The sequence below is a fragment of the Oceanobacter sp. 4_MG-2023 genome, from assembly GCF_030689165.1.
In the GTDB taxonomy this organism is placed as follows: Bacteria; Pseudomonadota; Gammaproteobacteria; order Pseudomonadales; family Oceanobacteraceae; genus Oceanobacter.
The window spans coordinates 1-20677 of record NZ_JAUYVV010000023.1; the positions used below are offsets into that span (position 1 = coordinate 1).

Consider the following 20677-nt stretch of genomic DNA (forward strand, 5'->3'; position numbering starts at 1 on the left):
TCACCATGATTCATCTCACCATGATTCATCTCACCATGATTCATCTCACCATGATTCATCTCACCATGATTCATCTCGCCATGGTTCATCTCGCCATGATTCATCTCGCCATGATTCATCTGGCTATGGTCAGTACCTTGGTGGTGAGCACAATGGGCATCACTCTCCTGGCATTCCATACCCGACATCATGGTATGGGTTTCTGCCCACGTCATCGGAGCCAGCAGCCATCCTGCAAGCCAGCAGGCCTGTACCATCGGTTTGTTTGTGATCCTGGTTTTCATGCAATCACCACTTCGCGGAACATCCCCGCATCCATATGGAACATCAGGTGGCAATGCCAGGCCCAGCGGCCAATAGCATCAGCCGTTACCTGAAAGCTGATACGCTGGGACGGTTGTACCGGAATGGTGTGCAAGCGGGCCTGAAACTCGCCACGGTGGTTTTCCAGCTCGCTCCAGACTCCATGCAAATGCATTGGATGAGTCATCATGGTGTCGTTATGCAGTGTCACCCGCACTCGCTCGCCATAACGAAAATGCACCGGAGTCGACTGTCCAAACTCGATCCCATCAAACGACCAGCTGTAGCGTTCCATATTGCCGGTCAGATGCAGTTCGATTTCGCGCTCAGGATCGCGCCTGTCCATGGCACCACCTAACGTGTGAAAGTCTGCCAGAGTTAACACGCGACGGCCGTTGTTACGCAAGCCAATACCGGGGTCATCCAGATTAGTGCGCGGTGTATCGACACGCATATCCACCTGCGGACCATATTCACTGCTGGCGTGATGCACCTTGGCAGCTGGTGCTGCCATCGCCCCGAGATTCATGCCACCTGACATATCCCCCATCATGTCCGCCATGGTTAACCACTCAGGCTTATCCATCACCGGCACAGCTGTCGTGAGCCCAAATGCCGGGGACAAGGTGCCACGAGCATAGCCGGAGCGACCCATATTCTGGGCAAATATCGTGTAGGGCTCATCAGCTGGATGTACGATGACATCGTAGGTTTCACCCGGCCCAAAACGGAATTCGTCCACCGTTACCGGCTCCAGATCCTGTCCATCCGCCTGTACGACCGTGAGCTTCAAACCGGGAATACGAACATCGTAAAAGGTATTGCTGGAGCCATTGATAAACCGCAGGCGTACTCGTTCACCGGGCTTGAACACACCGGTCCAATTACCCGCTGGCGCTGCGCCGTTCATCAGGTACGTAAAGGTTGCGCCAGAGGTATCGGCCAGGTCGGTCGGGCTCATACGCATGTCGTTCCACATTTTGCGCATGGCAAAGGCTTCGCTGAGACCATAACGCTTGGCGTCGCGAACAAAATCTGGCCCGGTGGGCTGACTGTAGTTGTAATAATCCGACTGGTTTTTCAGCTTGGCGAACACATCCATCGGGTTTTCGTCAGTCCAGTCCGACAGCACCACCGCCATATCACGGTCGTAGTAGACCGGGTCTGACGCTTTCGGGCGCACAATAATTGCGCCGTACATCCCGGTTAATTCCTGAAAGCCGGAGTGCGAGTGATACCAGTACGTGCCGCTCTGTTGTACCTGGAACTGATAAACAAAGGTCTCTCCCGGCGCAATCCCCGCAAAGCTGATACCCGGCACACCATCCATCTGATACGGCAGAATAATGCCGTGCCAATGAATCGAGGTGCTCACCGCCAAGTCGTTACGCACCCGGATGGTGACCGTTTCGCCTTCTTGCCACACCAGTGTCGGCGCTGGAACCGAACCATTAATAGCCGTGGCCTTGCCGCGACTGCCGGTAAAATTAACCGCCAGTTCACTCACCACCAGATCAAACTGAGTGCCGGTCAGTACCTGCACTTGTGGATTGTTGCTGGCAGGCAAAGATCCCGCCCGAGCATTGCCCATGCCAGCCAAGGCGACGCCAGTTGCTAACCCTTGCACAAACCGTCGCCGTGATAACCCGCTGGCCGCAATGCCAGTGGGAGTCAGAATTTTCATCACTCTACCTCTGCACTCTTCCATTTTGTACAGAGTAACCAGCCACAGCTGACCCCCGGATGACCCGAACATGACAAAACCGTCATGTTCTGGTCATGTGTCTATCCGGCAGTTTTTTGTACACTGCCGGTAGATTCCAGAGAGCACCCCATGCGCCTACTCATTGTTGAAGACGAAACCAAAATCGGCGACTACCTCCATCAAGGCCTGACCGAAGCCGGTTTTAATGTTGTGCTGGCGCGCAACGGCCTCGACGGCCACCACCTCGCCATGACAGAAGCATTCGATTTATTGCTGCTGGATGTGATGCTACCGGACGTCAGCGGCTGGAAGATTTGCCAGTCGTTGCGAGAATCCGGCAACCAGACGCCGATTCTGTTTCTCAGCGCCCGCGACCGCATCGAAGACCGTGTCAAAGGACTGGAACTGGGCGCCGACGACTACCTGGTCAAACCTTTTGCCTTTGCCGAATTGCTGGCCCGAGTACGTACTCTGCTGCGGCGCGGGTTACGCCCGGTACAAGAGACGTTGGCCGTCGCCGATCTGACCCTCGATACCCAGAAACGCATCGCCGTCCGGAGTCACCAGAAAATCCCTCTCACCAACCGCGAATTTGCCCTACTGGAACTGTTGGTCAGCCGCCAGGGAGAAGTGCTGACGCGCTCGCTGATTGCCTCTCAGGTATGGGATATGAATTTTGACAGTGATACCAACGTCATCGACGTCGCCATTCGCCGCCTGCGCCGTAAAATCGACGACCCGTTCGAACAACGACTGATTCATACCGTTCGGGGCATGGGCTATCGTCTGGACGATGAACAACATGATTAAACGGCCATTATCGCTGCAGTGGCGAGTCACACTACTGACCGCAGTGGTGATCAGCGCCGGGCTGATTTTGCTGGTCAGCATGGTGCAGAATTCCATTCGCAGCCACTTTGCCGAACAAGACAGCCAGGAGCTGGCCCAGGCAGCCGCCGCCATACAACAGGTGTTCGATACCAGCCCCGACCGGGCCGAAGTCCAGGCAGGACAACCACTGCCCGCTCATGTTCAGCACCTGCTGGAACAAATCAGCCACAGCTATCATGGCATCTCGCTCCAACTGCTTGTAGAACGACCCTCGCAACCACTGACAACGCGCTATCACAGTGGTAATGCCAGTGTCAGCGACACCCTTTTACAACAACCCAGTGTTACCCACATTAACGCCAAGACACTGACTAACTGGCAACAAGGAGCTCGTCCGTACCGTGGGGTATTGGTTCACTTAACGTTACCCGCCACTTCCGACGACGCCACCTGGCTCTTGATGCTGGCAACTGATATGCGTTTTCACCTGCGTTTTCTTGATGACTTCCGCAACACCCTGTGGGCCATAGTGCTGGGCATCGGCCTGCTGACGCTGCTGGCTGTCTGGTTCAGTATTCATCAGGGCCATGCCCCTCTGCGCCAGATCAGTCAGCGCATTGCCCGCATCGACTCCGAACAGCTGAACAACCGCCTAGACCCCAACCAGGCCCCCTCCGAACTGGTGCCACTAATACAAGCGTTTAACGACATGCTATCGCGGCTGGAAACCGGCTTCGAACGGCTGTCCAATTTTTCCGCCGATATTGCCCACGAACTGCGTACCCCGCTCACCAACCTGATCACCCAAACCCAGGTCATGCTCGGGCAACCCCGTGATCTCAATGCCTACCGCGAGCTGCTGTATTCCAGCCTTGAAGAAGAAGAACGACTGGCCCGCATGGTCGCCGATATGCTCTGGCTTGCCAAAGCCGATAATGGCCTGCAAGGCATCCACCCGGAACCCATCAACCTGCAAGAAGACCTGCACGAGTTGATGGATTTTTTTGAGGCCTGGGCCGACGAACGACAGGTAAAACTCACCTTCAACCACTCAGAGTCACCGCAACTGACCGGCGACCGCAACATGATACGCCGTGCCATCAGCAACCTGCTCTCCAACGCCATACGCCATACCGCACCAGGGCACAGCGTCGCCGTACAACTCAGCCAAACCCGAATACAAGGCCAGCCATACGCCCGTCTCGAGATCCACAACCCTGGCCCAGACATACCGGCAAAGCACCTGCCTCACCTGTTCGACCGCTTCTATCGCGCCGACACCGCACGCCAGAAACACCCCGACAGCAACCCCGACAGCACTGGACTGGGATTGGCCATCACCCACTCCATCATCAACCTGCACAAAGGTACCATTGGCGTACACTCCAGCCATGGCAACACCTGCTTCTACCTGGAAATACCTGCAAACCGGTAATCAGCCACTGCAAAGGTTTTCCCGCACGCCGGAATCCAGTACCATACGCGCCCCTGTCTCCTCATAGCTCAACAGGATAGAGCTTCCGCCTCCTAAGCGGATGATCGAGGTTCGAGTCCTCGTGGGGAGACCATCAAAAACCCAGTAAATTCAAGGCTTTGTGGCCGATTCGCTCCAGAATCATAGCGGTGTCAATGCGGTGTCAAAACCGCTCATAGTGTCAAAACGGTGTCAAACCGTGGCGGCTGTTTTCGCACTTTCCCGCGCTGTCGTGCAATGAGCATTTTCCGCCGCCAACCCGCGCCAGTGCTGGTTTGGTTGGTTTCCGTCTGCTGGCATCACCCGCTGGCCCGCGCTCACCGCTTCAGACCTATGTGTACTGCTTTATAATTACCAAGGGTGTAGAAATAGAGCTACCTTGATCTTACTTTTTGTTTGATCAGATCAGACTCTGATATTCCATCATCATTGACGCGGTATTGGGTAATCTGGGCTTGATGGCAACCAGATATTCAGAGGCGGTATAGGGTGGGTTTTTCAGGCGCTGGCGCATTTTCTTAACAGCTGAGCAAACAGCAGCGGGCGCCATATCAACCTGATACGCAATAAAGTCATCAGGGTCAGGGAGGTTCAGGCCAGTAATCAGCGATTCATACTCCATCACAAGGGCGTCGTCCGTATATTGATCTCACGAATCCTCTGCAATTGGGCCATTGGCATTCCCGAGTTTTCATGAAGATTACGAATCCATTCATCATGAATCTGCTCACTCCAATGTGCCTTGAAAATACGTTTAGCCGCCAAACTCATCAGCAAATCACGCAGTCCTTGTGGATACAGGACACAGGCGTCCAGAACGACGCGAAACTGGCTCATCAGAAATCCATTCCAGCATCTTGAGAGAGCGCCGACAATTCATCCAAAGCCTACCACGGGCTTCATCAACCTGCTTTCGGTAATCCATTACATCAGTCAGTTTTACCCGACGATGGCTGCCCACCTTGCGATATGGGATGTCTCCCTGTTCCAGTAACTTCACCAGATGCGAACGACTGACACTCAATAATTCAGCCGCTTGCTGGGTACTGATTTCCTGATGAATCGGAACCAGACTGATGGCATTGCCTTGGGAAACCTGAGTCAACACAGTGAGCATCAGGTTCATAATGTCACCCGGTAGCACCAGTTCGTTGCTGCTGCCAGAGTTGCCCTGAATAGTCATACGTACCCGGTCATCAGCGGAATAATTGGCCAACGCCTGCGCCAGTACCCGGCTGGAGTCCTTGGCCTGTTCGCCGTCTTCGGCAGTCGGCAGGGTCAGCTGCTGAAGAATACGTGAGTAGACTCCGGCCAGGTTCGGCGGTACCTGTCGAGTGACATCAAGCTCAACCAAAAACGACTGATACCGGCCATCTGCCAGATTCACCAGGCCCATAAATACTGTCCGGGATTGGCTGACCACTGCAACAAGACACAACGAGTGGAACCGGACCCTATACGGGCACGGATAGATCCCCACGGGTACAGATAAAGCCACCCAGCAAACGTGAGTACCGGCTAGCGGCCAACACCCTGTTATGGATGTAATTCCCCCATAATCCGCTGCCAGGCGATATCCAGCCAGTTCACGTCCTTGATGGAGGTATGACGGGCATCGGCTTCGATGGTGATGTCAAAGCTGTTGTACCAGTCGGTTGAGGGGCCAACGTAAACCGGGTCCAGCGCATAGCCGCGATCCCGGAACTGGTCGGCGGTGATGTCGACAATCAGGTCGTTGATTCTGAGCCAGGCGTGGGAGTAGATTTCGTGGTCTCGACCTCCTGCCCGACCGGAGCAGTAGTCGGCAATCACGCCGGTTTGTTCAAACAGGTAGGTAGCCAGGACATTGGAAGTATCACCACAACAACCTGCCGGAAAGTCCCGAAATACCAGACCAATAAATTCTTCGCGGGGCACTGCTTCTATTGCACGCCGAAACTGTTGTGCCAGCCGGTACAGAGTCGCGTGGTCGGGCGCTACAGCCGCCATCATCAGCCCTCCACTAAAACCAGGTTTCTTTACTCTATGATAAATAATGTAAAGGAATTAGCGTTTTTTGTACAAGTGTTAAGACAACATCCCAAGCCATTATCGATGGTTTTTGTAAACCATTACCGGTTTGTTTCTCCGCGCAGGACAACCCGGTTGGTACTCCCGCCAACCGGCCTGCGGTTTTATACCTTTTGCATCAGCTGGGTCACCAGCCGTCCCAGGGTTTCGAGAGCCTGAATAACGGTATCGTCCCATGGCCGGGCAATATTCAGACGCAGGTATTGTTCAAACCGCTCACTGTTGGAAAACAGGCTACCGGGCACAATGCTGATGGACTGTTCACGAGCAAGGTGAAACAACAACCCGGACGAAACGCCATCAGGTAGCTGTATCCAAAGGCAATAACCTCCCAGCGGCTGGGAGATCAGGGTCTGGGGTGGAAAAAACTGCTGTAGCGCATTCTGGAACCGCACCCGGTTGCTGCTGATGGTTTGCCGTAATTTCCGTAGATGCCGGTCGTAGTGTCCTTGTTGCAAGTAAGAGTGGATCGTCTCTTGTGAGAGGCTACACGCAGAAAAAGTAGTGAATATCTGTTGTCTGACAACGCCATCAAAATGACGGCCCGGTATACACCAGCCGATTCTCAGCCCTGCCGACAAGGTTTTTGAAAACGAAGAGCAGTACATTACCCGGCCATCGGTATCCCAGGCCTTGAGGGCAGTACAGGCACCGTCCAGGCCGGTGATGGCAGTAACCTGACCACTACCATGTTTGTGACTGGCGGATTGTGTGAGGTGAGACAGTTCGCCGTAAATATCGTCTTCCAGCAAATCGATATCATAGCGACGCGCCATCGCCACCAGCTGTTTTTGTCGTGCCACAGGCATCACCGCACCATGTGGATTGGAGAACCGTGCGGTGAGCAAGAGCAGCTTGATTGGCCATTGGCTCAATGCCAGTTCCAGTGCTTCCAGGCTGACGCCGGTAGCCGGGTCGGTGGGGATTTCCAGTACTTTGAGGCCCAGCAGTTCTGCCAGCTGTAAAAAGCCGTAATAACAAGGGGACTCGACCGCAATCAGATCCCCTGGGTGCGTGCTGGCTCGCAAACACAGTGTCAGTGCATCCACACAGCCATGGCTGATCACGATGTCATCGGCGTCGCAGAAGACACTGGCATCCCGCATCCGAATCGCCAATTGTTGGCGCAGGCCAATATGACCAGGTGAAAACTGGTAGGCCAATACCTCGCTTAACTGGTAACGGCTGACTTTTTGAATATGTTGCTGCAACTGGCGCTGAGGCATCAGTGAAGCGTGCGGAATAGTAGCACCCAGATTGATCCGGCCGGGGTGATTCAGTTGATCCAGTACATCACTGATCAGCTCCGACTTGGTCACGGCCGATGGTATTGCTTCTGGCGATGAGACCGGCATCCGGATCACATTGACCTGATCCATGCCAGCATGGCTGGAGCGGACATAATAACCGGACTGGGGACGGGCCAATAACCAGCCCTGGTCTTCCAGCCAGCCATAAGCCTGGCTCACGGTGGATATACTGACACCCCGCAAACCACTCATCTTGCGCACACTGGGCACCTTGTGTCCCACCGGATATATCCCGCTGCGAATATCGTTACTGAGGGCATCGGCCAGCTGCTGATAAAGAGGCTTGTCCAAGGTGCGTTCGAGCATATCGACTCCTGATGTTGTGTTGCGCATCAATCACAACCAGCATAGCGGTACTGTCGAGTTAACGACCAGTACAGTTCACTCTAAATTGACCAGTTCAGTTAACTGTACAGGTTATCTGTACTGGTTGTTCATTACCGTTGTGACGCTAATCCTCCCTACCAGACTACGGCATGATGAGCAGGTTCTTCACCCACTCTGCCGAGGTGTTTATGGCTCTGTTCTTGTCACATCGTTCCGAATCGCTCTTGTTGCCTTCCGTGTCCTGGAAGCTGTCTGCTCGATCTGTAGTAGCAGGCCATATTGGCGCACATCCCAAAGCGATCCAATACGTAACTCTGGTGGCAGCCGCGGGCATGATGTGGGTGGGTGTCCGATTGGCTCTGACCCTGTTGTCGGCAGAATCAGTGGCTTTGGGGGCCAGTACCTTGCTGGGTACTCTGGCGCTGTTGCAGGTGCTGTTACTACGACTGCCATTACCGGCAGCGGCCAACTGGCCATGGCTGGGACTGACTTCCATATTACTGGGCTGGTTGCTGCCGGTATTACTGCTCCAGCTGATAACCAGCGTCACCTTTGGTTGGCTGTTACTGGTTATTCTGGCGGGCAGTGTTCTGTATACCCTGTGTTCACAGCTGCTGTTGTTTGATCGCCCAGCCACTCTGATTGCCTGGAATATGCTGTTGTGCTTACCCTTGTCAGCATTATGCCTGAGCCAGGCGTTGGAGCAGCCGTTGGCATCGTCACTGCCTCTGATGGCATCTCCCGCCGGACTGTTCGGAGTGGTGGTGCTGGGAGCAGGCTACTGGTGGCTCTGGGCCGTGCTGCTCAGGACCGACAAGCCGGTATATCGTTCATAACCGGCCGGGCAGCAGCCAATGCTGCTGCCCACTCATATCTCTCTGGTTGGCTCCTGTCCCCTCTCTCTGTACTCCTTTCTGCAACTCCTCCCTGCAATTCCTCTGTGTCCCCGTCTTTGGCCACTTGGTTATCAACATGACGGGATCCTCTGCTGTCTGTTTTTTGATCTTTACCGTTTTTGATTCACATCAATCCTTTGGTCACAGAACCATTCGAAAATCCCAACATAAAAGCCAAAAACATTTGATAGTCATTATCATTAATATTAGCATAAAGATGTAAACACCTTCAGGAATTGTAATCATGGATCAACTGCAGACTTTTATTCATTCATTAGGAGGGCCAGTCAATGCTATTTTGCTGGTGCTTTCTTTTGTGGCCAGCACGCTGATTCTGGCCAAATTATGGCAATTTTTCCGTCACCGCTCAGGCTCCAAGAGTCGGGTTAATGAGGCGCTGAACCACCTGGCCAACGGAGAGCAGTCACAGGCCTTGCTGGCGACCCGCAATCACCCGGCCCCCAGTCTGGCGCTGATTGGCAAATTTCTTGAGCTGAGAAAAACCCCCTCATTACCTGAAGCGGCACTGCGTGAAGAAACCCTGCGTCTGGCCCGAATTGAAGTCGGCAAGCTGACACAAGGCCTGCGGCCTTTGGAAGTGATCGCCAATATCGCACCGCTGCTCGGCCTGTTTGGTACGGTACTGGGCATGATCGAAGCGTTTCAGGCTATGGAAGCGGCCGGCTCCAAGGTTGATCCTGCCGTCCTGTCTGGTGGTATCTGGCAGGCCCTGCTCACCACTGCTGGCGGTTTGGCCGTTGCGATTCCGGTCTCCATGATCCACAGCGCGCTGGAACGTAAATCAGAGCTGCAAACCGGTGAACTGCAAGATGTGATCGACCGTCTGTTCTTCTTGCATGCCACCCAGAAGCTGGATGCCGATACCGCACCGGCTTCTTATGAACTGGCGGCCCAACGCGCATGAGCAGTCTGGCCATCACGCCACGCCGGGCTCGCCCCATCAGCCTGACTGCGCTGATTGATGTGGTGTTTATTCTGCTGATGTTTTTTATGCTGACATCCAGTTTTACCCAGTGGCTGACGATGCCACTGGCATCACAGTCAGCCAGTAGCGAACCGGCCGAAACGGAAGAACTCCCCCAGTTACTGGTACTTCATCAGGATGGTGCCGTTACGCTGGCGCAAGACAAGCCCACCCGCTTTACCGCGCTGGAGCAAGCACTGGAGCAGGTGAACCACAGCAACAGCCTGGTTGTGCTGCCAGAGGCTGATATTCAGGTACAGCGTATTGTAGAAGTGATGACCACCTTGTCCGCTCTGGATCTGCCTGCGGTCACACTCGGGCAAACATTACCTGGCGATGAAACCGACGCGGCAGCTGCCAGCAGTCACTCAGACCTGCCTCCGGAGTAAGGCCCCATGCTACAAAATACAACTCTGCTTCCTGCCCGCAAGGCACGAAATAGCGATGACAATATGATTCCATTAATCAATATTGTGTTTTTATTGCTGATTTTTTTTATGGTCGCCGGGCAAATCAAAGCCATGCCTAATGCCGACCTGATACTGCCCAAAGCCTTGCTGAACGAAGAAGATGCCCACTCAGAGATGCGGCTTGAAGTGGCGCAACAAGGAACCTTGACTCTGGATGGTACGCCTTGCACACCAGAAGAGCTGGCGACCCGACTACAGGCTCTGAGTGATCATGCCGCCATATCGGTCGGGATTTTTGCCGATCAACGAGCGACAGCTGCCTCCCTGGAGCAAGCGATGGCGGTGCTGCGCCAGTACTCATTCCAGTCGGTACGCCTGTACGCTGAAGCACCGGAAGGAAACTCATGAGTCTGACGCGAAAACACTGGCTGGGCGCATTAACCGTCGCCGCTACTTTGCATGCCTCGGCTGTTTATATGTTGCTGTTTTACACGCCGGCCGTTGCCGAAGGCGACGCCATGTCGAGCGGTGAATCCGGTATCGATGTCAATATGGGTATGCTGGGCAGCTACGCCAATGCCACAGAGCGGCTGGTGCAACCAGAACCAGAACCGGTAGTACCTCCGAAGCCAAAACCCAAGCCCAAGCCGAAGCCAAAACCCAAGCCGAAACCAGAAGTGATCAAGGTGCCAGAACCTGCGCCGGAACCTGAGGTTCCGACGTTCAAGGTCGCACCTCAGGAAGAGCTGACACCGGAACCGGAAGTCGAGCCGGAACCAGAGCCAGAAGTTGAACCGGAGCAGGAAGAAGTACCGGAGCAGGAAGCCGAGCAAGAAGAAACCGAATCAGAGCCGAGCACTCAGCCACCTTCTGCAGCAGCACACTCGCAGAATAAGGAAAACAACTCGGATACCACGTCAGCAGAAGCAACCGGCCACTCCAACCAACAGCACGCCGGGGGCACACCAGGCCAGGCACAAAACTATATTGCCAGTATTCAGCGTTGGCTTAACCGTTTCCAGAAATATCCCAAGGTTGCCAAAAGGCGGAAACAGGAAGGTGTCGTCAAGTTGCAGTTTACGATCGATCGTAACGGTCAGGTAATCAGCTCTGGAATTTATGAGTCGTCAGGTTATCCAGCCCTGGATAAGGCCGCTTTGGCAATGCTGTCGCGAGCAAATCCATTACCCGGCATCCCGGATGATTTTTACCCGGAAAGAAGCACCTTGCCGCTGGTAATTCCAGTCGACTATTCGCTGATTAACTCCTACCGGTAATGATCGGATTCAGAATAACGGACGGTTGTGTCCGTTTGAATCATTGCTTGCCGTGACCAATACCACCTTCTGTGTCTATTGGTCTGGCTCCATCCCTGTTGATTGAATCTTTAAAACCGACTCCGTCCGTGTCGTTAATCGGCTCCATCCCTATCCCTGTTGATTGAATCTTTAAAACCGGCTCTGTCCGTGTCCGTTGGCCCGGTTTCATATCCGTTATGCTTATCCGGTGCCAGTTGGCGGATGCAAGCGTTCGAGCTCTTTGGCGGGCATGGGGCGTTCAAACAAGAACCCCTGCAACTGATCGCACTCCTTGAAGCGCAGGATTTCCGCCTGCATTCGGGTTTCTACACCTTCGGCAGTTACGGTCATACCAAGGCTTTTGGCCATCGCGATCACGGCAGAGACAATTTTCTGGCTGCCATCATCATCCACAATATCCTTGATAAACTGCTTGTCGATCTTGAGCTTATCAATAGGAAGCTTGCGCAAATACGACAACGAGGAATAACCCGTACCAAAATCATCCATTGCCAGGCTATAGCCATTTTCTTTCAACCGGTGCAGCTGCCGAATCACCTGGGTAGCGCCGTGCAGGATAAATCCTTCGGTGATTTCCAGCTCGATATTACTCGCGGTACAGCCGCTTTCTTCGATCATGGCCATAACGTCGGTCGCAAATTCCGGGCGTTTGAGAAAACCACCAGACAGGTTGATGGCCATCTTGCCGTAAATAACCCCGGAGTTGTTCCAGTCCATGGCTTGTTGGCTGGCGGTGCGCACAACCCAGTTTTCCAGCTCGGCCATCAGGCCCATTTTTTCGGCGACGGGTAAAAATTCTTCAGGTGAGATTTCACCACGCTCAGGATGCTGCCAGCGGACCAGCGCTTCTACGCCCTGCAGTTGACCCGTTCTGGTATCCACCTGCGGCTGATAGACAAGCTTCAGCTCGTTTTCCTGGATAGCCCGATGCAACTGATATTCGGTTTTCAGAATATCCCGCGACATCGAATCGGTATCTTCGTTAAAGAAGAAACAACGGTTTTTGCCAGACTCCTTGGCTTGATACATGGCCATATCACTCTTGCGCAACAGTGTTGCCGCATCACAGCCATCATCCGGATAAATACAGATACCGATGCTGGCAGTCACTCGCACGGAATCATTTTCGATCACAAAAGCCGACGACAAACGTCGGGTCAGCTTGCTCAATACTGCCCGGGCGGCATCGGCCTGACCAATACCTTCCAGCAACACAACAAATTCATCGCCACCCAGGCGAGCCACCACGTCTTCACCCCGTAACTCTTCTTTCAAGGCATCCGCGACTTGCTTCAGTAATTGATCACCGGCCCGGTGCCCCAGGCCATCATTGATGTATTTGAAATTGTCGAGATCAATAAACAGCAGGGCAAATTTTTCCCGGTGCCGTTTGGCGCGGCTGATGGCGGCATCGATCGATTCCTGCAACATCACCCGATTGGGCAAGCCGGTCAGGGCATCATGGTAAGCTTGATGCTCCAGCTGGACATAGGCATCACGAATTTCGCTGATATCAGCAAAAGAAAATACATAGTGGCTTCGACGCCCTCTGATATCACGCACACTGCTGATCGACAACCGAACCGGACACAGCGCTCCCGACAGGGTCAAGGCTTGCCACTCTCCTCCCCAATGATCGGCATCTTCGACGTATTGCTGTAATGACAGGCCGCCAGGCTCCATTCGCTCCAGTAAAAAGATATCCGGGGTGGCACCGGTAACCTTCTCTTCCGACAGCCCGCACAAGCGGGTAAACATGCCATTGACGTGTTCCACTTTCCAGTGGGCATCGGTGATTACCATGGCTTCTCCCGCTTCCCGGAAAGCACTGGCGTAGTGACGCAGCCGTTTTTCCTTTTCCAGACGATCAGTGATGTCGACAACCGTCGCGGATACCCGGATGCCATCATCAGACTCTACCGGGCTAAGGCTGATCTCCACGTCAATCAGATGGCCATCACGATGCTTGCCGTGGATATGCTTGTTCTTGGCCATTGTTCGACGCCCGGACTGGCCGATATCCGCCGTGGATGGGTCCGGATAAAACAGCATCTCGTTGTCCGGTGCCAGGATTTCCATCGGTTGACCAAGCAGCTCCCCTTTATGGTATCCAAACAGCTCATCCAGAGCCGGGTTGGTCATCAGAATCAGGCCGTTACCATCCACAATCAGGATGCCGTTGACATTACCATTAACCAGATTCTGTGCCTGGGCACGTGCGTGGGTGAGATCGGCTGACATATCACGCAGGCGCTCCGACTCCTGTAGCTGCAGAGCGACATTGGCATGGCGATGACGAAAATACATAAAGGCCAGCAACAGATCCCAGATCACTATCCCGACCGAGATACATCCAATCCAGACATAGAGGCTCTCGTTACTGACCAGTTGTGCCTGCTCTTCACTGGAAATAAAACTGACCAATATCAGTTTGGGGGCATGGCGATAATCCATCGCGTCCGAATCACCCCATTGCCGCTCACCGATATCGGCGACATCCCAAATCCAGATGCCTTCAGGCTCCACCAGGGTACCGGATACTTGCTGCTCCATGGCGCGCCAGGCGGCCTCCGAACTGTCCCGGATGCGTTTGGGGTTGCCAAACATAAAGCCCCATTCATCCTGGGGGTTGAAGCCTTTTAGCCAGTCGCCGTTACGATTGGCCATTAACAATGAGTTGTGGGCGGTACTGTGTTCCAACCATTCAAACATCGGGGTCAGGCTGTCATTAATGATCACAATGCCACGATCTTTGCCTGTGCTATCAAATACCCGAATGGCGGCCCGGATCATGGGCCGGAACGGCCGTTCGACTTCGCCGTACTCCACGTTCAGATCGATAGGGGAAAAATACACACTGCCAGCCGATACCTTGATGGCATCCTGGAAGTAGTAACGATTTGATTTGTCTTGCAACTTGGCGGCGGGAACATGCTGGATACTGCGGCCAAAGCGCTGCAAGCGCACCCGTTCAATACCCTTTTCATCTATCCATCGGGCCTGATAATAAGAGATGTGTCGGTTGGCGACGCCAAACAGAATGTCTGACATCCGGGTGTTGGCATCCTCTTGCGCCAAGGCGGCCTTCAGGGCTGGCTCCTGTGCCAGAGAACGTAACAAATCGCCGGTGTTGGCCATATATCCGGACAGCTGTGAACTGACCAGCTGCACCTGCCGTTCTTCATGGCGTTGCTTGTCGTAAACAATCCGCTCGTTCCAGATGGAGGTAATCCCCCATCCGGTGAAAGCCGTCACCACGGAAACCAGTAGCAGCGACAGAAAAACATGTTTACGGACCATCTGCTTTTACTCCCTGAACGTCCACGCGTGTGCAGACATATTATTATATTTCCGTACAACAACTGTATAACGTTCGCACAGGAAATGTACAGAATATAATCAATCAGTCAGGGGCTACAATATTTCTCAGCGGCCATGCTCCGCTACCGACTGTTCGCTTTTAGAGTTTATCAACGCAGCTACCAATAAAGAATAGTAATAATTACTGGAAGCAGTACCCGTTGGCAGAAAATGGCACCCGTTCAGGATATTGGCCTCACTGGCCGAATCACAGAACGGGTTGATCGTTTTACTTGGCGCTGGCCAGATTATCCAGATAACGTTCGGCATCCAGTGCCGCCATGCAGCCGGTCCCAGCAGAGGTAATGGCTTGGCGATAAATGTGATCCGATACATCACCGGCGGCAAACACGCCCTCTACGCTGGTTTGAGTGGCATTACCATGGCTGCCAGTCTGAACTTTCAGGTAGCCGCCTTCCATATCCAGCTGGCCTTCAAAAATACCGGTGTTGGGTGAATGGCCAATGGCAATAAAGATACCATCCAGGGCAATATCGGTCTTTGCATCGGTATCACGATGTTTGATACGCATACCGGTGACGCCCATATCATCACCCAGGACTTCATCCAGCTCGCTGTTCCAGTGAATGGTGACATTGCCGTTAGCGGCTTTGTCGAGCAGCTTGTCGGCGAGGATTTTTTCTGAACTGAAGCTGTCACGACGGTGAACAACAATGACCTCAGAGGCGATATTGGCAAGGTACAAGGCTTCCTCAACAGCAGTATTACCACCACCAATCACCGCTACCGGTTTTTTGCGATAGAAAAATCCGTCGCAGGTGGCACAAGCCGATACACCCTTGCCCTTGAAGGCTTCTTCGCTTTCCAGACCAAGGTAACGGGCGCTGGCACCGGTGGCGATAATCAGAGCATCACATGTGTATTCACCGCTATCACCCTGCAGTACAAACGGACGTTGATCCAGTTTGACCGTGTGAATCTGGTCAAAAACAATTTCGGTATCAAAACGCTCGGCATGGGCTTTCATGCGCTCCATCAGCTCCGGCCCTTGCACTCCGGCAGTATCACCCGGCCAATTATCAACCTCAGTGGTGGTGGTCAGCTGCCCTCCCATTTGCATGCCGGTAATCATTACCGGGTTCAGATTGGCGCGCGCAGCATATACCGCGGCGGTATAACCAGCAGGGCCAGAACCTAGGATTAACAGTTTTACGTGGCGTGACGAGCTCATACAAAAATCTCCAGAAGGGAAACCCGCCGACGATGTCTACATCGTCCGGCGATAAATCGGAATACAGACACATGGTACTTGGTAATGGGGGCAAGCTTATCGGTTGCCAAGGCGGCGGTTCAATAGTATTTGCCAATTACAGGGCGCTTTTCTCAATCAAATATTTTTTCCCGCCCCAAAACCTTGCCCGTAACCATTAACGGTTATGGTCTCGACCAGCCTTGATGCGTTTCACTTGCGCTATTTTCCTGCCATCAGCTGCCCCGGTAACGCCTGATCAGCCAAAGTGACAAGGTGGCCATGATCCACAGATTTGGCTTCCGGGGCTTGGCAAGATCAACAGCAAAGGCCATAGTAATTGCACTACTCACAGAGGGAGGGACACATTGCCAGTCGATCTGTCTATATCTGCGGCTCCGTATCACCATCAGGAATCGTACTGTTTGTTTTCCCTGCCAGCCGGTGTTGATGATACGGCTGCATTCGCTACCCCGACCACTTATCCATTACCTCCGACGTCATCTGCCACGTCACCTTGTCCATCCGGCCAATCCCCGGAACGCATCACCACAGACTCACCGCTTGCTTCTCTGAACCTGAAACCAGGAGAGTGTTTTTATGGCCGCGCGCAAAACTGCTACCAAGCTGTATGTTCTGGATACCAACGTGCTGATTCACGACCCCAGTGCCATTCATCAATTTGAAGAACACCAGGTCGTTATTCCCATGACGGTACTGGAAGAACTCGACAAGCTGAAAATGGGCAAAGCTGCCATCGCCACCGATTGCCGGGAAGCGATACGACAAATTGATCGTATTATTGGCAAAGCCAGCCCGACCGAGATTGCCAAAGGAGTACCGATAAAGCGGGCCGATGGCAAGTCACTCGGTTCGTTTTCCATTCTGCTGGATACCTTTGATAGCCGTCACGCGCCCTTATCCCGGGAGATGAACGACAACAAAATCATCAATGGCCTGATCGCTCTGCAGGAAAAATCTCCCCACCGCGACATTATTCTGATCACCAAAGACATCAATATGCGCCTCAAGGCACGGGGCTGTGGTATCGGTGCACAGGACTATCAGAACGACCAGATGCTGTCGGATGTGTCGCTGCTGGAAACCGGCTACCACACCTATGCCGATTCATTCTGGGACAGCCAGACCCAGGTCAACAGCTTCCATGATGCCACCGGGACTTTCCACCGTATTCCGCGAGGCCATTTGCCTGACGAACTGTATCTCAATCATTTTATCCTTGATGAAAGCGGCTTTGTCGGCAAGGTGGTGGATCTGGACAACGACATGGCGGTATTGCACGACTTGCCGGTGGAGCAACTGATGTCTCAGGTAGCCTGGGGACTGCGTCCACGGGACCTGCCCCAGGCGCTGGCATTACATCTGTTGCTCGATCCGTCGGTCTCGCTGGTAACGCTCAGTGGTCAGGCCGGTTCCGGCAAAACCATTCTGGCACTGGCCGCCGCCATTGAAATGACCGTCGCCACCCAGCAGTTTCGCCGGATTATCGCCACCCGCAGCACCCGAGGTCTGGACGAGGATATTGGTTATTTGCCCGGCACCGAGGCGGAAAAAATGGAGCCATGGCTCGGCGCCATCACCGATAACCTTGAAGCCCTGCATTACGAAGATGAGCACGCCACCAGCAGCGTCGATTATATTTTGCAAAAAGTACCGTTGCAGTTCAAATCGCTGAATTATATTCGTGGCCGCAGCTTCCAGCACAGCCTGATCCTGATCGATGAATGCCAGAACCTGACCCCTCACCAAATGAAAACCATCATTACCCGCGCAGGTTCCGGCAGCAAGGTGGTCTGTCTGGGTAATCTCGCCCAGATCGACACGCCATACCTGACCCCTGTCAGTTCTGGCTTGACCTATCTGATAGAGCGCTTCAAGGCCTTTGACCAGGGCGGTACCATTCATCTGCAAGGGTCGCCGCGTTCGCCTCTGGCGGAATATGCAGAAACCCATCTCTGATGGGTCTTTCCACCGTCATATACAGCAGGACAGCGGGCTGATAAGCCCGCATGTACCAAACGGTTTTTCAGGCTGTCGATGGCCGCTGCCCAGCGATAAGCAGATGACAGCCAGCGTCAGAAACGTATGCTGTAGCCGAATTTTTTTACCGGATATCAAGATGATCAAACGTGTTGCTATTTATTGTGGTTCCCGCCTGGGGAATGACCCGGCCTATGCCGCTGCCGCAACAACATTAGCCACTTTTCTCGCCCAGCAAGGCATTGGCATTGTCTATGGTGGCAGTCAATCAGGGCTGATGGGAATAGTCGCCAATGCGGCGCTGGCAGCCGGTGGGGAAGTGATTGGTGTTATGCCTGGGGTACTCGGGCAACAGGAAAAAATCCACACCGGTCTGACACAAATACACCACGTACACAGCATGCACGAACGTAAGGCACTGATGGCCGATCTGGCCGATGCCTTTGTGGCTTTACCCGGTGGTATCGGCACCCTGGATGAATTGGTCGAAGTCTGGTGTTGGGCCAACATCGGTGATCACAACAAGCCTTGTGCCTGTTTTGATGTTGACCAGTTCTGGCAGCCGTTTTTTGACTTGCTGACGCATATTCGCCAGCAAGGATTTGCCCATCAAAGCGGAGAACTGTTGCGGGCCAGCGAACCAGCCCTCTTGCTGCAACAGCTTGAGCACTATGCGTTGGCGGGTTCCGGCTCGGAAGCGGGTTCTTCCAGTAAATGACGGCTTTCTGCCGCAAAACCGGCACCGACTTCCAGATAGTAGTTAAAGACGACATCCACTCCCAAGTCGATCAGCTCCTGGCATTCATCGTCGTAACGGGCCACGGCAGAAATCTTGCCGGTATAACCGGACAGGCGCAGCATCTCCAGCGTGCTCTTCATTTCCAGTTGTGCCGGTAACGCCATCATCACCAGACGGATATCGTTACGAGCAGCGCCAATACTTTCCCAGAACTCCATATCGTCCGCATCTCCGACCACCACGTTCAGGCCTTTACTTTTCAGATAGGCGATACGTTCAGGGTCAGACTCCACCCCACAGATACGGTTGCCATACTCAGCTTCCATCGCACGGTAAGCGCCCTTGCCAACCCGGCCCATGCCCAGAATAAGCACCTCGGCCTGTACCGGCGTTTCGTAGGTTGAGTGCGCTCCCGGGCGCTCATAACGGTTGATCTGTTCCTTGCGCCGCGCATAAATATGGTGGGCGCGGCGATACACGGCAGTACTGAGTACAAACGATAGCGACATGGAAACCGCCAGAATCACCAGCCAGTCGTTACTCAACCAGCCATTGTCCACGCTCAGGTGCGCGACAATCAGTCCGAACTCGCTGAAGTTGGTTAACGCCAGAGCACTCAGATATGACGTCCGTCCTGAAATCTTGAATTTCAGCATCAAGACAAAAAACAGACCGAACTTCACGATCAACAATGAGGTTAACAGCAGCACCGGCAAGGCCATATCTAGGGTTGGCAAGGCAGTAAAGCCGATCGACAGAAAGAACCCGATCAGGAATAGATCCTTGAACCCCATCAATGCCTTGTAGATTTCAACCGACTTGCTGTGAGAAGCCAACAGCACACCGATCAACAAAGCCCCCAGATCACCTTTCATATGCACCAGCGAGAACAGCTCCGATCCCCCCAACGCCAGAAAGAAGCCCAGCAAAGGCAATAACTCATCGTGACCAACCCGGCTGACCAGACGATGCAGCATGGGTTTCAGCAGCCATAAGCCCAGCAAACCAAACGCCATGATCGATGGAATCTTGCCAGTTGAGGCCACCAGGAAAATAACCGCAACAATATCCTGAATGACCAGAATCCCGACCACAATCTTGCCATGGCGGGCTTTCAGCTCAGAGGCTTCTTCCAGCATCTTGATAACACAAACGGTCGAAGAAAAACTCAGGGCAAAACCGATCAACGCCTGAGTCTGCCAGGGGATTTCCAGATAATGGCTGATACCCAGCCATCCCAGCAAAGACACCACCCCCACCAGCAGTAACGTCCAGAGACTGGTATGCAGCACACTGGTTGCCCATACTTCGGTTTTTAACAACGCCTTGACGTTCAGCTTCAGGCCAATGGTAAACAGCATCAGGGTAATGCCCAGATCCGCTAGCCGGTTCAAGACCGAATCCGGTTCCATACCCACGGCATTCAACCCAAACCCGGCCAACAAATACCCTACCAATGGTGGCATGCCTACCTGCTTGACGACAAAGCCACATAAAAATGCCACCAGAATCCAGACAAAATCCATTCTTGCTCCTTTAAATGCTCCAGCAAAGCACAACTGCTGCCAGTGGCAAGAATACCAGCCGAAGCACTTTATTTCGCCACCGGGCCATCAGCAAAACCCCAAATCGTCTGACAATAACAGGGTTGTTCCCTATTCCAGCAGGTACAAATGGTGTACTGACCTGGCGCAGCGCCAGCTTTCGGCGCCAGTAGCCGGTCGATTCCGATTCCGC

The 20677-nt window shown here is 53.6% G+C and carries 17 protein-coding genes, 1 tRNA gene and 1 pseudogene; 10 read left to right on the top strand and 9 right to left on the bottom strand.

Going from position 1 to position 20677, the window contains the following annotated elements:
* Together Q8W24_RS13915 and Q8W24_RS13920 are read right to left on the bottom strand one after the other, a co-directional pair.
* Positions 1–284: pseudogene (locus tag Q8W24_RS13915) on the bottom strand (hypothetical protein); the annotation flags it as partial.
* On the bottom strand, positions 281–1987 hold the full coding sequence (locus Q8W24_RS13920) for a copper resistance system multicopper oxidase (protein ID WP_305475704.1): 1707 nt from the start codon (positions 1985–1987) through the stop codon (positions 281–283). The pseudogene Q8W24_RS13915 and the gene Q8W24_RS13920, both read right to left, overlap by 4 nt.
* Before the next feature lie 150 nt (positions 1988–2137).
* On the opposite strand from Q8W24_RS13920, the gene Q8W24_RS13925 reads away from it, so the two are divergent.
* The 3 genes from Q8W24_RS13925 (at position 2138) to Q8W24_RS13935 (ending at position 4407) form a co-directional block, all read left to right on the top strand.
* Positions 2138–2818, top strand: coding sequence for a heavy metal response regulator transcription factor (locus Q8W24_RS13925; RefSeq protein WP_305415247.1), 681 nt, complete (start codon positions 2138–2140; stop codon positions 2816–2818).
* Entirely contained in the window at positions 2811–4274 is a 1464-nt protein-coding gene (locus tag Q8W24_RS13930) for a heavy metal sensor histidine kinase (RefSeq protein ID WP_305475706.1), read from the top strand. The genes Q8W24_RS13925 and Q8W24_RS13930 overlap by 8 nt, the downstream gene beginning before the upstream one ends.
* A 57-nt stretch (positions 4275–4331) precedes the next feature.
* Positions 4332–4407 (top strand) — tRNA-Arg (locus tag Q8W24_RS13935).
* 306 nt (positions 4408–4713) lie between these two features.
* Here Q8W24_RS13935 and Q8W24_RS13940 read toward each other — a convergent pair.
* The 4 genes from Q8W24_RS13940 to Q8W24_RS13955 all read right to left on the bottom strand — a co-directional run bounded on the left by Q8W24_RS13940 (position 4714) and on the right by Q8W24_RS13955 (position 7999).
* On the bottom strand, positions 4714–4938 hold the full coding sequence (locus tag Q8W24_RS13940) for a hypothetical protein (protein ID WP_305475707.1): 225 nt from the start codon (positions 4936–4938) through the stop codon (positions 4714–4716).
* 153 nt (positions 4939–5091) lie between these two features.
* Positions 5092–5709, bottom strand: coding sequence for a helix-turn-helix domain-containing protein (locus tag Q8W24_RS13945; protein ID WP_305475708.1), 618 nt, complete (start codon positions 5707–5709; stop codon positions 5092–5094).
* 140 nt (positions 5710–5849) lie between these two features.
* Positions 5850–6305, bottom strand: a complete 456-nt coding sequence (locus tag Q8W24_RS13950) for a hypothetical protein (protein WP_305475709.1) — start codon at positions 6303–6305, stop codon at positions 5850–5852.
* A gap of 182 nt (positions 6306–6487) precedes the next feature.
* Positions 6488–7999: a PLP-dependent aminotransferase family protein gene (locus Q8W24_RS13955; RefSeq protein WP_305475711.1), complete on the bottom strand. Its 1512-nt coding sequence runs from the start codon at positions 7997–7999 to the stop codon at positions 6488–6490.
* Between the two features lie 170 nt (positions 8000–8169).
* On the opposite strand from Q8W24_RS13955, the gene Q8W24_RS13960 reads away from it, so the two are divergent.
* The 5 genes from Q8W24_RS13960 to Q8W24_RS13980 all read left to right on the top strand — a co-directional run bounded on the left by Q8W24_RS13960 (position 8170) and on the right by Q8W24_RS13980 (position 11588).
* On the top strand, positions 8170–8856 hold the full coding sequence (locus Q8W24_RS13960; RefSeq protein WP_305475713.1) for a hypothetical protein: 687 nt from the start codon (positions 8170–8172) through the stop codon (positions 8854–8856).
* Positions 8857–9160: 304 nt separating this feature from the next.
* Positions 9161–9841 (top strand): MotA/TolQ/ExbB proton channel family protein, encoded by a 681-nt coding sequence (locus Q8W24_RS13965; RefSeq protein WP_303432402.1) that lies wholly within the window; start codon positions 9161–9163, stop codon positions 9839–9841.
* Positions 9838–10290 carry a biopolymer transporter ExbD gene (locus tag Q8W24_RS13970; RefSeq protein ID WP_303432404.1) on the top strand — a complete coding sequence of 151 codons (453 nt, stop codon included), beginning with the start codon at positions 9838–9840 and terminating at the stop codon, positions 10288–10290. Before Q8W24_RS13965 ends, Q8W24_RS13970 begins: the two co-directional genes overlap by 4 nt.
* Before the next feature lie 6 nt (positions 10291–10296).
* On the top strand, positions 10297–10719 hold the full coding sequence (locus tag Q8W24_RS13975; RefSeq protein ID WP_303432405.1) for a biopolymer transporter ExbD: 423 nt from the start codon (positions 10297–10299) through the stop codon (positions 10717–10719).
* Positions 10716–11588, top strand: a complete 873-nt coding sequence (locus tag Q8W24_RS13980) for an energy transducer TonB (protein ID WP_305475715.1) — start codon at positions 10716–10718, stop codon at positions 11586–11588. The genes Q8W24_RS13975 and Q8W24_RS13980 overlap by 4 nt, the downstream gene beginning before the upstream one ends.
* Before the next feature lie 222 nt (positions 11589–11810).
* Here the strand turns inward: Q8W24_RS13980 and Q8W24_RS13985 are convergent, their stop codons facing one another.
* Positions 11811–14930, bottom strand: coding sequence for an EAL domain-containing protein (locus Q8W24_RS13985; RefSeq protein ID WP_305475717.1), 3120 nt, complete (start codon positions 14928–14930; stop codon positions 11811–11813).
* 289 nt (positions 14931–15219) lie between these two features.
* A complete protein-coding gene (gene trxB / locus Q8W24_RS13990) occupies positions 15220–16182 on the bottom strand; it encodes a thioredoxin-disulfide reductase (protein ID WP_303432412.1) in 963 nt (320 codons plus the stop codon).
* Positions 16183–16800: 618 nt separating this feature from the next.
* On the opposite strand from trxB, the gene Q8W24_RS13995 reads away from it, so the two are divergent.
* Positions 16801–18180: a PhoH family protein gene (locus Q8W24_RS13995; protein WP_305415237.1), complete on the top strand. Its 1380-nt coding sequence runs from the start codon at positions 16801–16803 to the stop codon at positions 18178–18180.
* A 160-nt stretch (positions 18181–18340) separates the two neighbouring features.
* The gene (locus tag Q8W24_RS14000) at positions 18341–18919 is read left to right on the top strand and encodes a TIGR00730 family Rossman fold protein (RefSeq protein WP_305452444.1); all 579 of its coding nucleotides are present in this window, start codon (positions 18341–18343) and stop codon (positions 18917–18919) included.
* Here Q8W24_RS14000 and Q8W24_RS14005 read toward each other — a convergent pair.
* Complete coding sequence (locus Q8W24_RS14005) at positions 18871–20466, bottom strand: cation:proton antiporter family protein (RefSeq protein WP_305452443.1); 1596 nt, start codon at positions 20464–20466, stop codon at positions 18871–18873. The genes Q8W24_RS14000 and Q8W24_RS14005 overlap by 49 nt on opposite strands.
* Between the last annotated feature and the right edge of the window lie 211 nt (positions 20467–20677).

Excerpts from the sequence above, each read along its gene's own strand:
- Q8W24_RS13950 (WP_305475709.1), bottom strand. The coding sequence starts at position 6,305 with ATGATGGCGGCTGTAGCGCCCGACCACGCGACTCTGTACCGGCTGGCA.
- Q8W24_RS13930 (WP_305475706.1), top strand. The coding sequence starts at position 2,811 with ATGATTAAACGGCCATTATCGCTGCAGTGGCGAGTCACACTACTGACC.
- Q8W24_RS13925 (WP_305415247.1), top strand. The coding sequence starts at position 2,138 with ATGCGCCTACTCATTGTTGAAGACGAAACCAAAATCGGCGACTACCTC.
- Q8W24_RS13965 (WP_303432402.1), top strand. The coding sequence starts at position 9,161 with ATGGATCAACTGCAGACTTTTATTCATTCATTAGGAGGGCCAGTCAAT.
- Q8W24_RS14005 (WP_305452443.1), bottom strand. The coding sequence starts at position 20,466 with ATGGATTTTGTCTGGATTCTGGTGGCATTTTTATGTGGCTTTGTCGTC.
- Q8W24_RS13985 (WP_305475717.1), bottom strand. The coding sequence starts at position 14,930 with ATGGTCCGTAAACATGTTTTTCTGTCGCTGCTACTGGTTTCCGTGGTG.
- Q8W24_RS13970 (WP_303432404.1), top strand. The coding sequence starts at position 9,838 with ATGAGCAGTCTGGCCATCACGCCACGCCGGGCTCGCCCCATCAGCCTG.
- Q8W24_RS13920 (WP_305475704.1), bottom strand. The coding sequence starts at position 1,987 with ATGAAAATTCTGACTCCCACTGGCATTGCGGCCAGCGGGTTATCACGG.
- Q8W24_RS13945 (WP_305475708.1), bottom strand. The coding sequence starts at position 5,709 with ATGGGCCTGGTGAATCTGGCAGATGGCCGGTATCAGTCGTTTTTGGTT.
- Q8W24_RS13960 (WP_305475713.1), top strand. The coding sequence starts at position 8,170 with ATGATGAGCAGGTTCTTCACCCACTCTGCCGAGGTGTTTATGGCTCTG.
- trxB (WP_303432412.1), bottom strand. The coding sequence starts at position 16,182 with ATGAGCTCGTCACGCCACGTAAAACTGTTAATCCTAGGTTCTGGCCCT.
- Q8W24_RS13980 (WP_305475715.1), top strand. The coding sequence starts at position 10,716 with ATGAGTCTGACGCGAAAACACTGGCTGGGCGCATTAACCGTCGCCGCT.
- Q8W24_RS13995 (WP_305415237.1), top strand. The coding sequence starts at position 16,801 with ATGGCCGCGCGCAAAACTGCTACCAAGCTGTATGTTCTGGATACCAAC.
- Q8W24_RS13955 (WP_305475711.1), bottom strand. The coding sequence starts at position 7,999 with ATGCTCGAACGCACCTTGGACAAGCCTCTTTATCAGCAGCTGGCCGAT.
- Q8W24_RS13975 (WP_303432405.1), top strand. The coding sequence starts at position 10,297 with ATGCTACAAAATACAACTCTGCTTCCTGCCCGCAAGGCACGAAATAGC.
- Q8W24_RS14000 (WP_305452444.1), top strand. The coding sequence starts at position 18,341 with ATGATCAAACGTGTTGCTATTTATTGTGGTTCCCGCCTGGGGAATGAC.